The sequence below is a fragment of the Streptomyces sp. PA03-5A genome (assembly GCF_033792725.1).
Lineage (GTDB): Bacteria > Actinomycetota > Actinomycetes > Streptomycetales > Streptomycetaceae > Actinacidiphila.
Map to the genome: position 1 here is coordinate 1 of NZ_JARAVL010000034.1, position 14,015 is coordinate 14,015.

At 74.2% G+C, this 14,015-nt stretch carries 15 protein-coding genes and 1 pseudogene; 12 read left to right on the plus strand and 4 right to left on the minus strand.

The features are described from left to right. The first annotated feature begins 234 nt into the window (after nt 1–234). From PV410_RS33515 to PV410_RS33545, 7 genes are all read left to right on the plus strand, one after another. Nucleotides 235–1,044 carry a DUF427 domain-containing protein gene (locus tag PV410_RS33515; protein ID WP_500329550.1) on the plus strand — a complete coding sequence of 270 codons (810 nt, stop codon included), beginning with the start codon at nt 235–237 and terminating at the stop codon, nt 1,042–1,044. Between the two features lie 44 nt (nt 1,045–1,088). Next, a complete protein-coding gene (locus tag PV410_RS33520; RefSeq protein ID WP_500329551.1) occupies nt 1,089–1,601 on the plus strand; it encodes a molybdenum cofactor biosysynthesis protein in 513 nt (170 codons plus the stop codon). Between the two features lie 115 nt (nt 1,602–1,716). Then, complete coding sequence (locus PV410_RS33525) at nt 1,717–2,670, plus strand: endonuclease/exonuclease/phosphatase family protein (RefSeq protein WP_500329553.1); 954 nt, start codon at nt 1,717–1,719, stop codon at nt 2,668–2,670. A gap of 413 nt (nt 2,671–3,083) precedes the next feature. Beyond that, nucleotides 3,084–4,004: a hypothetical protein gene (locus tag PV410_RS33530; protein WP_500329555.1), complete on the plus strand. Its 921-nt coding sequence runs from the start codon at nt 3,084–3,086 to the stop codon at nt 4,002–4,004. Nucleotides 4,005–4,228: 224 nt separating this feature from the next. After that, the gene (locus PV410_RS33535; protein WP_500329557.1) at nt 4,229–5,800 is read left to right on the plus strand and encodes an alpha/beta hydrolase; all 1,572 of its coding nucleotides are present in this window, start codon (nt 4,229–4,231) and stop codon (nt 5,798–5,800) included. Nucleotides 5,801–5,936: 136 nt separating this feature from the next. After that, the gene (locus PV410_RS33540) at nt 5,937–6,821 is read left to right on the plus strand and encodes a DMT family transporter (protein ID WP_500329558.1); all 885 of its coding nucleotides are present in this window, start codon (nt 5,937–5,939) and stop codon (nt 6,819–6,821) included. 105 nt (nt 6,822–6,926) lie between these two features. Then, entirely contained in the window at nt 6,927–7,490 is a 564-nt protein-coding gene (locus PV410_RS33545) for an Rv1733c family protein (RefSeq protein ID WP_500329559.1), read from the plus strand. Between the two features lie 6 nt (nt 7,491–7,496). Here PV410_RS33545 and PV410_RS33550 read toward each other — a convergent pair whose 3' ends face one another. Further along, nucleotides 7,497–7,712, minus strand: coding sequence for a hypothetical protein (locus PV410_RS33550; RefSeq protein WP_500329561.1), 216 nt, complete (start codon nt 7,710–7,712; stop codon nt 7,497–7,499). A 153-nt stretch (nt 7,713–7,865) separates the two neighbouring features. Next, a complete protein-coding gene (locus tag PV410_RS33555) occupies nt 7,866–7,988 on the minus strand; it encodes a hypothetical protein (RefSeq protein ID WP_500329562.1) in 123 nt (40 codons plus the stop codon). Nucleotides 7,989–8,389: 401 nt separating this feature from the next. Between PV410_RS33555 and PV410_RS33560 the strand changes: the two genes are divergently transcribed. The 3 genes from PV410_RS33560 to PV410_RS33570 all read left to right on the plus strand — a co-directional run bounded on the left by PV410_RS33560 (nt 8,390) and on the right by PV410_RS33570 (nt 9,947). Next, a complete protein-coding gene (locus PV410_RS33560; protein ID WP_500329564.1) occupies nt 8,390–8,797 on the plus strand; it encodes an ArsR/SmtB family transcription factor in 408 nt (135 codons plus the stop codon). Next, nucleotides 8,794–9,432 carry an SRPBCC family protein gene (locus PV410_RS33565; RefSeq protein ID WP_500329565.1) on the plus strand — a complete coding sequence of 213 codons (639 nt, stop codon included), beginning with the start codon at nt 8,794–8,796 and terminating at the stop codon, nt 9,430–9,432. The genes PV410_RS33560 and PV410_RS33565 overlap by 4 nt, the downstream gene beginning before the upstream one ends. 68 nt (nt 9,433–9,500) lie before the next feature. Further along, on the plus strand, nt 9,501–9,947 hold the full coding sequence (locus PV410_RS33570; protein WP_500329566.1) for a winged helix-turn-helix transcriptional regulator: 447 nt from the start codon (nt 9,501–9,503) through the stop codon (nt 9,945–9,947). Nucleotides 9,948–10,072: 125 nt separating this feature from the next. On the opposite strand, the gene PV410_RS33575 is transcribed toward PV410_RS33570, so the two are convergent. Together PV410_RS33575 and PV410_RS33580 are read right to left on the minus strand one after the other, a co-directional pair. Beyond that, nucleotides 10,073–10,519 (minus strand): nitroreductase family deazaflavin-dependent oxidoreductase, encoded by a 447-nt coding sequence (locus PV410_RS33575; protein WP_500329730.1) that lies wholly within the window; start codon nt 10,517–10,519, stop codon nt 10,073–10,075. A gap of 162 nt (nt 10,520–10,681) precedes the next feature. Next, nucleotides 10,682–11,215: pseudogene (locus PV410_RS33580) on the minus strand (alpha/beta fold hydrolase); the annotation flags it as partial. A gap of 230 nt (nt 11,216–11,445) precedes the next feature. Here PV410_RS33580 and PV410_RS33585 point away from each other — a divergent pair. Both PV410_RS33585 and PV410_RS33590 read left to right on the plus strand, forming a co-directional pair. Further along, complete coding sequence (locus PV410_RS33585) at nt 11,446–12,039, plus strand: hypothetical protein (protein ID WP_500329568.1); 594 nt, start codon at nt 11,446–11,448, stop codon at nt 12,037–12,039. 117 nt (nt 12,040–12,156) lie between these two features. Next, nucleotides 12,157–13,959, plus strand: a complete 1,803-nt coding sequence (locus PV410_RS33590; RefSeq protein ID WP_500329570.1) for a S8 family serine peptidase — start codon at nt 12,157–12,159, stop codon at nt 13,957–13,959. Nucleotides 13,960–14,015: the final 56 nt, after the last annotated feature.

Consider the following 14,015-nt stretch of genomic DNA (forward strand, 5'->3'; position numbering starts at 1 on the left):
CCCCGCGGCCCCGCGCTTCGCGGCGCTCGCCGCGCGCGTGCTGGCGCGGCACGGTGCGGTGGCCGAGGAGCGCAGCGCAGGCCCGGCTGCGGCGCCGGACGGGCCGCCGCGGCCGTGGTCGGTGGTGTTCGGCTGAGACGGCGGCGTGCCCCGGGCACCGCCGGGGTGGCCGATCACGCGGCCGCCGGAGAAGCTGGGCGTACGGAATCCGTGAACGGACCGAGGTGATCACCGATGGCGGACGAGAACGTGAACCATCCGGGTCTGATCGTCCCGGTCGGCCACGTCGAACCCGTCCCACGTCGCATCCGGGCACTGGTCGGGGGCCGTACCGTCCTCGACACCCGGCGTGCCGTGTACGTGTGGGAGTGGCCCGGCTATCCGCAGTACAGCATCCCGGTCGAGGACCTGACCGAGGGGGTGCTCACCGACGACGGCCGGGCCGGCCGGCTGGGCCCCGGCCCGGCACGCCGCCACTCGCTGCGCGTCGGCTCCGAGGTCCGCGAGGGCGCGGCCTGGGTCTGGGACGAGGGCTCACCGGACCGGCTGCTGGGGACCGCGCGCTTCCGCTGGGAGGCACTCGACGCCTGGTACGAGGAGGACGAGCAGGTCTTCGTCCACCCGCGCAGCCCCTACACCCGCGTGGACGCCCTGCGCTCCTCCAGCAGCGTGCGTGTGGAGGTCGACGGCACCGTCCTCGCCGACGCGCCGCATGCGGTGACCCTGTTCGAGACCGGCCTGCCGACCCGCTACTACGTCGAGCGCGTGCACGTCGACTGGACCCGGCTGCGTCCCTCCGACACGGTCACGCACTGCCCGTACAAGGGCACGACGAGCGGCTACTGGTCGTTCGACGGGGACGTCGCCACCCACAAGGACATCGCCTGGGCGTACGACTTCCCCACGGCGGCGTGCGCCCCCGTCGCGGGGATGGTCGCGTTCTACAACGAGCACGTGGACCTGTACGTCGACGGCGCGCCGCTCCCCCGCCCCATCGCGATGTCCCGGACGGAGTGGGACCGGCGTCGCCTCGGAAAGCCCTGAGACGCCCGCACCGGGCACGGCGGGCGGCGAATTAGGCTGGCCGCATGTCTCAGCAGGTCGAAGTCGTGCAATTGCTGGTGTCGCCCGCGCACCGGTACACGGGGCGGCCGTCGGAGGGGCCGTCGGCGGCGCCGGACGGCGAGCTCGTGCGGAGCGCCGAGGTGCGGAGCGGGCTCGGGCTCGTGGGCGACCGCTACTACGCGCGGCCGGCCCATCGGAACGCCGCCGTCACGCTCATGGCGGCGGAGAGCCTGCCGCTGGACATCGCTCCGGAGACCGACCTGCGGCACACCCGCCGCAACGTGCTGCTCCGAGGCGTCGACATCGACGCGTACGTGGGCACGACCGTGTCCCTGGACACCGGCGCGGGGCCCGTCCTGTTCGCGGTGCGGCGCCCCGCCCGGCCCTGCGCCTGGATGGACGCCGTCATCGGTCCGGGGGCCCAGCGCGCGCTGCGCGGCAAGGGCGGGGTGCGGTGCACGCCGCTGAGCGACGGCGTGCTCACGCTGGGGCCGGCGGAGTTCCGGGTCGTGGAGGACGAGAGGGAGACGGCGTAGCGGGGGCGTGCCGGCCCGTCACGGGGTACCACGGGAACCGGATCACGCGGCCCGGCGTGGTTGCTGCGTGCGATCACTGAGGCGGACGGTTCACGGGCGGGCCGATCACGGGCGGATGGACGCGGCAGGGGACGCCCGCGGATGGCGCGGCCCGCGGCGGTGGGACGGGCTCCTGGTGGCGCTTCCCCTCCTGCTGGCGCTGCTGCTCGTGTGCCACGCCTCGGTGCCGAACGGCCCCGGCCGGTGGGGGAGCCTGCTGGAGACGTTCCTGCCGTGGCTGGGGCTGGGCGTCCCGTTGCTGCTGTGCGCGGCCCTGTTGCTGCGCTCGGGAGTCGCCCTGTGCACGCTCCTGGTACCGCTGGCGGCCTGGCTCGCGGTCTTCGGTGATCCACTGGGCCCGCGCGGCGGGGCCGGGTACGACCTCGTCGCGGTGCAGCACAACGTCAGTGACGAGAACGCGGATCCGGCGGGTACCGCCGAGCAACTGATCTCGGCAGAACCGGACTTGATCGCCCTCCAGGAGCTGACGCCGTCCCTGCTGCCGGACTTCGGCGCCGTCCTGGACGCGGCGTACCCCCATCACGTGCGCTTCGGCACGGTCGGGCTGTGGTCGCGGTACCCCCTGGTGGACGGGCGCAGGATCGACATCCGGCCCGCGGACCTCGGCGAGGACTGGGACCGGGGCCTGCGGGCGACCGCCCGGATGCCGCGGGGGGACGTCGCCGTGTACGTGGCCCACCTGCCCTCGCTCCGCCTCGGCCCGTCCGGGTTCGGCTCCGGCAGGCGGGACGAGAGCGCGGCCCTCCTCGGCGCCGAGATCACGGCCGAGCGGCTGGACCGGGTGGTCCTGCTCGGCGACCTCAACGGCACCGTCGAGGACCGCGGGCTCGCCCCGCTCACCTCGCAGCTGGACGCTCCGGAGTCGGGGCTGGCGTTCAGCTGGCCGAGGCGGTTCCCGCTGGCCAGGATCGACCAGGTCCTGGCGCGGTCCGCGACGGTCTCGGACGTACGGACCCTGCCCGCGACCGGGAGTGACCACCTGCCTGTCGCGGCCCGCATCCGGTTCTGATCACGGGCGGCCCAATCCCACGCCCGCACACGGGGTCTGACGCACCGTCCGAACTCGATCGGGCCTCGCCCCACAGCCATGTCAGGGCACGACAAAGAACGCTGACGGACCATCAGCTTGAGCAGCCTCGGATGTCCCGAAGCTTCGCTGCCCTGCTGACGCAAGATTAGCTGATACTCCGTCACCCAGTTGGACATCTCTTCACATTTTTCTTATTCGGGCCACCACACCACCCCTGACCTGCAGAAACTTCCCGGGCGGCGGCGCGGCCCCACCCCATTCGGCCCTACCCCTCCGCCGGTCTCAGGGTGCGGAGCGGCTGCGGATGATCGCCATATAGGTCTCGAGGACGCGCTGGCAGTCGTGCCGGGGGCCACATCCCGCCTGCCCCGTCCACAAGGAGGTTCAGCTCCATGCGTGGTGCTCGCATCCTGGCCATGGCGACGATGACCGCTGCGGCCGTCATCCTTCCGAATTCGCAGGCCTTCGCCGTGGTCGACGTCAACGTCGCCCAGAACGGACGCTCCGTCACCGTCACCGCCAGTTCGGAGGTTTGCCAGGCGCCCGGCGCGATGGTGAACGCCAACGCCTTCCCGTCCGGCCTGCTGCGCAACGCCCTGTCCCTCAGCGCGGCGACCCCGGGCGGCCCCCTGACCGGCACGTTCACGATCCCCGAGGACGCGCCGGCCAACACGTACACCATCACCGTCAGCTGCATGATCGGCCCGAAGTCCGACCAGGGCAGCGTCGGCACCCTCACCGTTCCGGCTACGACCAGCACGGAGGGTGACCGCGACGGCGGAACCACCACGGACAACAACGGCACCAACACGAACACGAACAACAACACCAATAACAACAACAACGACTACGACAACGGCAACGGCAACGGCAACGGCAACGACGACGAGTACGGGGACGACTACGAGGACGACTACGGCAACTACGGCCGCGGCCACGACCGCGACAAGTGCTCGTGGGGTGGGCACGGCCGGGGCGGCCGGGGTGACGACCGCGGCGGCGACGACAACGGCCGCGGCGGTTACGGCGACCGGGGTGGCTACGGTGACCGCGGCGGCTACGGCGACCGGGGCCGCGACCACGACCGCAAGTGCTACAAGAAGCGTCACCACGGCCACGACCGTGACAACGACAACGACTACGGCAATGACAACGACAACGACAACAACGGCGGCGCGCCCGACACCGGCTTCGGCGGTTCGACCGGCATGAACACCGCCGAGAGCCTCACCGGCGCCTCCCTCCTCGCCGCCGCGGCGGCGGGCGGCGTGTTCCTCCTGCGCCGGCGTCGCACGCAGGGCGGCGAGGCCTGACCGCCCCGCAACCCCCGCGCACGACAGCACGGCACTCCGCCCCGGGCCCCGCACACGGGCCCGGGGCGGGCTGCTGTCCGCCGCCGGCCGGCCGTACGTTCCCGCCCCCGTCACGGCCCGGGCCCGCCCGCCGCGGTTCACTCCACCGGCGTACGCGAACGCTCCCCCGGACACGCTGCGTGGTGCACTGATCACGCACCGGAAGGTGAAGGAGAGACGTGGCGATGAAGGCAGCCCGGACGACCGGCCCCATATCCCCCGGACCCCGGCGCGGGCTCCACCACGCGGCGCTCGTCGCGCTCTGGGCCTGCGCACTCCTGGTGACCGCCTGCACGGCCGGTCCGCCGGGGCGGAGCGCGGGGCAAGGCCCCGCGGGGCCGCCGGGCGCCGCCGCGGCGACCGTTCCTCCCGCACTGGCCGGCTACTACCGGCAGAAGCTCGACTGGAAACCCTGCGCGGACGAGCCGTCGTTCGAGTGCGCCACCTTGCGGGCCCCGCTGGACTACACGCGTCCGTCGGCGGGCGACATCCGTCTGTCCGCCACCCGCAAGCGGTCCACCGGGACCGCCGCCCAGCGCATCGGGTCGCTGCTGTTCAACCCCGGCGGCCCCGGCGAACCCGCGATCACCTCGCTCTGGTCCTACGCCGGAACCTTCTCACCGGCCGTACGGGCCGCCTACGACCTGGTCGCGGTCGACCCGCGCGGGGTCGGCGACAGCACCCCGGTGCACTGCGGTACCGGCACGGCCGGCACCCGCCTGGGGGTGTGGGGCCTGCCCGGCGCCGACGCGCCGGACTTCGCCGCGGCCGACGAGGCGGCACGCGACACCGCCGCCGCGTGCGAGCGCGGCGCGGGGCGTCTGCTGCCGCACGTCGGCACGCTCGACTCGGCCCGGGACATGGAACTCGTGCGCGCCCTGCTCGACGACGAGCGGCTGCACTACCTCGGCTTCTCCTACGGCTCCTACCTCGGTGCGAGCTACGCCGGCCTCTTCCCGTCCCACGTGGGCCGCATGGTGCTGGACGGCGCCGTCGACCCCACGCTCGACGGCGTCCACAGCCTCCTGGGCCAGGCCCGGGGCTACCAGATCGCCTGGGACTCCTTCGCCGCCGACTGCGCCGCCCGCCCGGCCTGCCCCGTGGGTCACTCCGCCGACGGGGCGGGCCGCACCCTGGACGCCCTGGTCGAGACCCTCGACCGGAGCCCGTTGCGGCAGGGCAAGGACGTCGTGGTCGACGGCGACGCCCTCATCAGCGCGGTCACCACGGCGCTCATGGCGCCCGCGTGGGAGAAGCTGCGCGTCGCGCTCGGCGAGGTGCGCTCCGGGGGCACCACCACCGTGCAGGAACTCGGCGGGGCCTTCGGCGACTCCGGTTTCAGCGGTGACGCGTACGTCGCGATCAGCTGCCTCAGCGGCACCCTGGGACCACGGGCCACGCCCGCGCAAGCACGCGCGGCGTTCCCCGCGTTCGTCCGCGCCTCGCCCCGCTTCGGCGCGTACTTCGCGGACCAGTTGTCGACCTGCGCCCACTGGCCGGTCCCCGCGGACCAGCCGGCCGGTGCCCTCACCGCATCCGGCGCCGCACCGATCCTGGTCGTCGGCACCACCCGCGACCCGGCGACCCCCTACCCCGAAGCACGGACCCTGGCCCGCCTGCTCTCCTCGGGCCGGCTCCTCACCTACGACGGCGACGGCCACACCGCCTACCTCAGGTCGGTCGGCTGCGTCGACGACGCCGTCGACGGCTACCTGACGCGGGGCCAGTTGCCGCCCGCGGGCACGGTCTGCGCCTGACGCCCCCGACAAGGGTTCGGGGGCGGCTCGGGGTGGACCCTGATGCCCCGGCGGCGGCGCACACGATGTGCTGGGGGCCCGCGCCACCACCCCCGCACACCAGGAGGAGCCCCATGCCCGTTCGGAGGGTGCTCGCATGAACCCCGGCGTGCTGTCCCTGGCGGCGGCCCTGCTGTCGGCGGTCTGCTACGCGACGGCGGCGGTCGCCCAGGAACGTACGGCCGCTGCCGGGCGGAAGCCGACGGGCGGCCTGTGGACGCTGGCGCTGGTGCTCCAGGCCGCCGGGGCGGGGCTGCACGCGGTCGCCCTGCGGTACGGGTCGCTGACCGTGGTCCAGGCACTGGGCGCGCTGACCCTCGTACTGGCGCTGCCGCTGCACGCGGCCCTCGGCCGGCGCCGCGTGCGGCCCCGCGAGTGGGGCGGGGCCGGGCTGACCGTCCTGGGGCTGGTGGCCCTTGTGCTGTCCACGGCGCCGCCCGGTACGGAACGGGTACTGGGTGGTGCCGAGTTGGTCCTGCTGGCCGCGATCACGGCGGCGGCGTCTCTGGCCCTGACCCGGGTGCCGTGGGGGGCCGACCGTTCCGTGGTGCGCGCGCTGCGCTTCGCGACGGCGGCGGGCGCGGCGTTCGGAATCGCCTCGTGCCTGACCCAGGGTTTGGCGGTGCACCTGGCCGCGAGCGGGCTCGGAGCTGCCTTCGCCGACCCGATGCTCCTGGTGGCGGCCGGCTGCACCGGTGTCCTGGCGATCGCGGGGATGCTGTGGTCGCAGGAGGCGTACCGGGGTGGGCTGGGCGTCGTGCTGGCTGCGGTCACGCTGGCGAACCCCCTGGTCGCGGGGTGCGTCGGCGTCCTGCTGCTCGGTGAGGGTTTCCGGGGCGGCTCGGTGGGCCTGGCGGTGGCCCTGGCGGGGGCGGTGGCGGCGGGGCGGGGCGTGGTGGTCCTGTCCCGGCCGGCACCCGCGGCGGGCCGTGCGCACCGGGTCCCCGGTCCGCGGGCTGCGTCGCCTGCGGTCGCCGACTAGTAGGCAGCCAGGGGGGCGAATTCCCGGCGGGCGGCGGCCCCGCGGGTGCAGCATGTCGGCAGTCCGGTCGAGACCGGGCCGCGCGCCTCGTCCGAGGGGGGTCCCATGTTGCTCTGCGCCTGTCCTGCCGTGCTGCCGTCCCGGTGCCGCCCGTGCGCGCACACCCTTCCGCGGCTGGCCGCCTCCGCGCTGATGGTGCTCGCCGTACTCGTCTCGGCGTGCGCGGGGTTCGCCGTGCACCGGGCGGAGCGCGCGCAGGCCCTGGCCGAACGGGGCCACCGGCACCTCGTGGAGGGCACCGCGCTGTCCTCGACGGGGCCGGTCTTCCATGAGCACGGCATGCGGTCGTTACCGCCGGTGAGCGCCGGCTGGGAGTACCCGCACGGCCGTTCGCACACCGGACGGGTCCCGGTGGGGCGGCCCGTCGAGGCGGGCGAGCCGGTACGGATCTGGGTGGACGACCGGGGCTCGCCGGCGCCGGAACCCCGCAGTACGGCCGGAGCGCGGGGCGCGGGCCTGGTGCTGGGCATCATGTGCTTCCTGCTGTGGTCGGCCGTGGCCTGGGGCGTGCACCACGCCGTGGGCGCCCTCGTGCTGCGCGGGCGGCTGAGGACGTGGGAGCGGGAGTGGGCGCGCGTCGAGCCGGTGTGGTCCGGCCGGGCGCGCTGACCGGCGTCAGCGGAAGAGCCGCAGGACCCGCAGGCCTCGGACGTGGTCCTCGCCGGGACCCGCCCTGAGTTCCTGCGGGGGTTTCCAGTCGGCGTGCAGGGCGGCCCAGAAGTCGGTCCACGCCTGGGTCTCCGTCGGCCCGCGCCCGACCGCGTCGGTTCCCGGACAGGTGACCACGTAACCGTCGCCGTCCTGCCGGATCGTCACCGCTGGCTCGACCATGGCCACCTCGCGTCCCGGTGCACCCGAATCACGTCAAGGGTCACCCGGTCGGCGCCGACGCGCAACAGCGCTCCGCGTGGGCCGTCCGGGGGACCCCGCAGCGGCCCGCCGCGCCCCCGGGCACCCGGGGCGCGGCGCTGTCCGCCGGCCCCGTCACCCCGCCAGGGCCACGCGGCGGAAGCCCTCGGCGAGGTAGCGCAGCCGCCTCACCACGTAGGCGAAGACCGGGCGGAAGGCCGGGACGGTGCTCCCCGGCCGGTAGGACGTGTCGCTCATCTCGGGCGACCCTTCTGGACGTGCACGGTGTGCGTCGGGGGTGGGTGTCAGTACGGGAGGGGCTTCCCGGACGGTGTCCGCAGGTCGATCGGAGGGCGCGACGGCGCCGGCTTCTTCGGTCGCTGGACGCGGATGCGGCGCATGGTCATCACTCCTTCGGAAACGCGGCCCGTGGTGGGCGGACCCTTCCAGTCCTACGTCGTGGGCACTGTTGCCCGCGTCAGGGAACGTCCCTGAAGCCACCCCTATGCCCGGCATGTCCCTCCTCTCATGGGGTGAGTCCCGCGCAGGGTGCGTCGTGGCTGCTCAGGGACCCGGGGGAGGAAACGGAGATTTCCCTCACAAGCGTCGATACCGGTGGCCAATCTAAGTTCTTGCTTATATAAGCAGCTGCTGCCATAGTGACGGATGTGCATGCATTCGACGTACTCGGGGATCCGGTGCGGCGCCGCATCCTGGAGCTCCTCGCCTCCGGGGAACAGCCGTCCGGTGCGATCACCGAGGTCATCAGCGGGGAGTTCGGCATCTCACAGCCCGCCGTGTCCCAGCACCTGAGGGTCCTGCGGGAGAACGGCTTCGCCGCCGTGCGCGCGGAGGGGACCCGGAGGCTCTACGCCGTCCAGGCCGCGCCGCTGCGCGAGGTCGACGCGTGGCTGGAACGCTTCCGCGGTTTCTGGGAGCAGCGGCTGGACGCGCTCGGCACCGAGCTCGCCCGGGGGCGCCGGGAGCGCCGCCCGGCACAGGAACAGCAGCGACCGGGAACGGGACAGGCCCGAGACCCCGGGAAGGAACGGGAAGACACCGCATGAACATCGTCGACGAGATCAACGCCATCCACCGCGCGACCGGCAGCCGGGAGGTCTCCGGCGAGGAGGCGCGCACGGTGCTGCTGCGCCGTACGTACGACGCCCCGGTCGAGGACGTGTGGGACGCCTGCACCACCGCGGAGCGCATCGGGCGCTGGTTCCTGCCGGTCACCGGCGATCTGCGGCTCGGCGGCCGGTACCAGCTGCAGGGCAACGCCGGCGGGGAGATCCTGCGGTGCGAGCCGCCGGAACTGCTCCGGGTCAGCTGGGTCATGGGCGGGGCGCCCGGGTTCAGCGAGGTGGAGGTGCGGCTGACCGCGGAGGACGCGGAGCGTACGGTCCTGGAACTGGAGCACACGGCCGTGGTGCCGCCCGGCATGTGGGACCGGTTCGGGCCCGGTGCGGTCGGCGTCGGCTGGGACCTGGGGCTGCTGGGGCTCGGGCTGTACCTGGCCGGCGGCGGCATCGGGCCGGAGAAGGCGGAGGAATGGCAGTTCTCCGACGAGGCCCGGGACTTCATGACCCGCAGCAGCCGGGCCTGGGGCACGGCGTACGCCGCCTCGGGGGCCCCCGAGGACACCGTGGCCGCCGCGGTCACCGCCACGACCGGCTTCTACGTCCCGGCACGGCCCGAGTAGCCCCCGCCCCCGGTGCGGTGTTTGCTCCGCCCGACCTCTCGGTTTAAAGTCGCAACCGGGAGAGGGCGATGCAGAAGAAGGACTTCAGTGACGGACCGTGCCCGGTCGCGCGGACCCTGGGCATCGTCGGCGACTGGTGGTCGCTGCTGATCGTCAGGGACGCGCTCAACGGGGTGCGCCGGTTCAACGACTTCCACCGCAGCCTGGGCTGCGCCAAGAACATCCTGAGCAGCCGCCTCACCAAGCTCGTGGAGCACGGGGTGCTGCGCACGGTGCCCGCCTCGGACGGGAGTCCGTACCGGGAGTACGAACTCACCGAGGAGGGCAAGGGTCTGCGGCTGGTGCTGCTCGCCCTGCGTCAGTGGGGCGAGGCCAACCTCTTCGAACCCGGGGAGGAGCGGACCACCCTCGTGGACCGGGCGACCGGTCGCCCGGTGGCCCCGCTGGGGATGCGCGACGCCGACGGCCGGCCGCTCGGGCCCGACGACGTCGAGTTGCGGACGCCGGCGCCCTGACGACCCGCGGGTGCCGGACCGCGACGGGGGAAACGTGGCCCGGCACCCGCACCGCGCGCCTGTCCGCGATGACGCCGTTCATGCGCACCGGGCGCGGCCCGGTGCGCATCACCCCCGCGCCGCGCTCAGTGGGGACGGGCCGCCGGTTCCAGGACGAAGACCGGGATCTCGCGGTCGGTCTTCTTCTGGTAGTCCGCGTAGTCGGGGAAAGCCTCGACGGCCCGGTCCCACCACAGCGCCTTCTCCTCGCCGGACACCTCACGCGCCGTCATGTCCTGGCGCCGGGGGCCGTCCTGGAGCTCGACCCGGGGGTCGGCGACCACGTTGTGGTACCAGACCGGGTTCTTGGGGGCGCCGCCCAGCGAGGCGACCACGGCGTACTGCCCGCCGTGCTCCACCCGCATCAGGGGGGTCTTGCGGATCTTCCCGCTCTTCGCGCCGCGGGTCGTCAGGATGACCACGGGCAGGTCCCGCATCGTGGTCCCCTCGGTGCCCCCGGAGCTCTCGTACCGCTCGACCTGCTCGCGCGCCCACGTCTGCGGGCTCGGTTCGTACTCGCCCTCCAATGGCACGGGCTCCTCCTCGGTGTCGGTGGTGCTGTCCCGCCCCATCCTCCCCCGCCCGCCGCCTCGTTGCGACGCGCACCCCACCGCGTACGCGTGCTCACCCGGCCACGTCGTGCAGCAACGGCCGCAGGAAGTGCGCGAGTTCGACCGGGTGTGTGAGGTAGGGGGCGTGCGCGCCGGGGATGCCGACCAGCTCGGTTCCCAGCCTTCCCGCCAGCCACTCGGCCAGCGCACCAGTTCCTCCGGCGCGCCCCTCGGCCCGTCCGCCGCCATGCCCCGTTCGAAGGCACGGTCGAACCGGGCGCGCACCGCGCCGGGATCCGCGCTCACCGACAGGAGCGGGGGCTCGTGGACGATGGCTGCCCGCACCGTCTCCGGGTGGCGCAGCGCGAGGTTGAGCAGGATCACCGCCCCGCTCCCGGACCCCAGGACGGCCGCCGGACCGAAGCCGAGGCCGCGGAGCAGCCCGGCGGCGTCGTCGGCCTGCTCGTCGATGGACGTCGAGGTCCATCGCGGCGGACGCGGGCTGCGCGCGTTCCCCCTGCGGTCGTAGGAGACGACGGTGAACTCGTCCGCGAGCGCCTCGGCCGTCCTGGTCCACACACCCGCGTCGCCGCCCGCCCCGGAGACGCACAGGAGGGGCGGCCCCTGGCCGCGGCGCTCGTAGTGGAGCGCGACCCCGCCGACCTCGATCATGCCCATGGGGATGGTCTTCCCGCCGCGGCGCGCCCCCGGCGTGGGCCGTCCGGGTGAGGCGGCCACGAAGAGGTCGCTGCAGCTCGGCTGCCACGCACCCTCTGGTGGCGGTATGTCACGAGAAGCGCTTTTTGTCCGGTGGTGATTTGCTGCGCATGGCGGCGGACCGGTTCTGGGAGCCCCCTCCACGGAGCCGCCGTCTCATCCCTTTCCGTCACAGCTCAAGGAGGAGCTTGATGTCGGTCTACACCCCCCAGCAGTACGGTCAGCAGCTGCAGCAGCCGCACTGGCAGCAGTCCGGTCAGCAGCAGTCGCAGCCGTGGGCAGGCCAGCAGGGCTACGGACAGCAGGGCATCGGCCAGCCGTTCATGGGTCTGCAGGGCTACGGGCAGCAGCACTTCGGCCAGCCCGGCATCGGGCAGGGCCAGCAGCAGCTGCCGCTGCTGGTGACCGAGCTGTCGCTGCGCTGTGCGGCCACCGCGGTCAACGCCGTGGTCGAGCAGGTGCGCATCGACCCGCAGATCATGATGGGCATCCAGGCGCAGGGCCAGATCCCCCCGCACGCCTGGAGCAGCGTGCTCACCGAGTGCGCCCGCCGCATCGCGCCGGTCGTGCACAGCGCGCTGAGCCAGATCGCCCAGGGCCAGTCGCCGTTCGGCCAGTACGGCCAGCAGTTCGGCCAGCAGTTCGGCCAGTTCAGCCAGTACGGCCAGTTCCCGGGCCAGTTCCAGAACGGTCAGTTCCAGAACAGCCAGTTCCAGAACGGCCAGTCCCCGTACGGGCAGTCGCCGTACGGGCAGCACGTCGGTCAGATGCCGCTCGGCATCTGAGCGGTCTCCCGGTCGGCCGGGGCGGCCCTTGCGGCTGCCCCGGCCGACCGGGCCGTCCGGCCGCGGCAGCGGCGCGGTGTGGTCCAACGCAAGGTGATCGGTGAAGGCGGAAGCGTGATGAGTGAGCAGCAGGGCAACGGCGACATGGCGAAGGGGCACGGCGGCGCCAAGGGCGGCCGCAAGCCCGGTGCCGGATCGGAAGCCGGCGGGGCGAACGGACCGGTCGCGGCACCGGGCGACACGAAACAGGGCCCCGGGCACTACATGGGGATGGCGGGGACGCACGCCGGGCACCCGGGCCGCGCGGCCTGGGGCCGGTACCTGGTGGCACCCCGGCCGGTCCCCTGGCTGACCGCGGGCGTGCCGCCCGTCGAGGCCTCGGCGCTGTTCACGCTGCTCGAGGAGGATCCGGAGGTGGAGGTGGTCGCCCAGGTGCACCCCTCCCGCTCCCGCGGCCTGGAGGCGATCGCCGAACCCCACCCGGTGTGCCCCCCGGTGGCCGTGGTGACGATGCCCCACGAGCGCGCCCGCGCGCTGGCCGCCAACCCCCAGGTGGTGGTCGAGGCCGACCAGCCGCTGGCCTACACGCCGGCCCCCGCGACGCGGCCGGCCGCCGCGGCCGTGGACCCGGCGATGGAGGTCACCCTCCAGGAGCCGCCGCGGATCACGGTGCGCGTGACGAGTCGCGGTCAGGGCGTGCCCGACGCGCAGGTGTGGGCGACGGGCACCGGCACGACGGCGTACGCCGTCACCGGCGCCGACGGCCGGGCCGAGCTCGTCCTGCCGGCCGACACCCCGGCAACCCTCCGGTCCCTGTACGTGCGACCGGCGGGCGACCACTGGCCGGTGCGCACCGGCCGCCCCTTCCCGGACGACGACACCCTGTCCGGCGCCGAGGTGGAGGTGGTGGTCCGCTCCCTGGCGGAGACCTTCGAGGGCTTCCCGGACCGGCCGCTCACCGGCTGGGGCTGGCAGGCGATGCGCCTGCACGAGATCCCCCCGACCTACCGCGGCCACGGCGTGTCGGTGGCCCTGCTGGACTCCGGCGTCGACACCGCGCACCCGGACCTGAAGGACACCGTCCGCTCCGGCGCCGACTTCACCCCCGCCGCCGACGACGCGGGCTGGCGGACGGACGCGACCGGGCACGGCACCCGCTGCGCCGGGATCGTGGCCGCCGCCGACAACCGCACCGGGGTCACCGGCATCGCGGCGGACGCCACGGTGCACGCCCTCAAGCTGTTCCCCGGCGGCCGCGTCGCCGACCTGCTGCGCGCGGTGGATCACTGCATCTCCCACGACATCGACGTCGCGCAGATCAACGTCACCTACGACCAGCCCTCGCAGCTGGCGGCGTGGAAGCTGATGGACGCGCACGCGGCGGGCATCGCCGTCATCGCCCCGGCGGGCGACACCTCCGGTGCGCTCAGCCCGCTCGCCGCCCTGCCCACCGTGCTGGCCGCGGGCGCGCTCGCGCACACCGGCACGTACCCGCCGGACAGCCCGGCGGCCGCCACCCAGCCTCCGTGGCCCGGTCCGTACCCGGCGCCCTTCACGCCCACCGGGCCCGGCGTCGACCTCACCGCACCCGGAACCGCGATCGTCACCACGGCGCTCGGCGCCACCTACACGGTCGCCGAGGGCACCGCCATCGCGGCGGCCCATCTCACCGGGCTGGCCGCGTTGCTGCTCGCCCACCACGAGCAGCTGCGGGCGACGCCGCACCCCCGCGGCGCCGCGCGCACGGACCAGCTGATGGCGCTGCTCCGCGGTGCCAGCCGGCCGCTGCCCGTCACCGAACCGCTCCGCGTCGGCGCCGGGCTGCCCGACGCCCCGACCGCGCTCGGTCTCGCCGCCCCGACGGCGACGTTCGACGCGTCCGCCGACCCCCTGGCAACGGGCTCGTCCTCCCCCAACTGAGGCGCGCCCCGCACACCGGGCGGTGGTCCGGTCCCGTCTCCCGGACCACCGCCCCT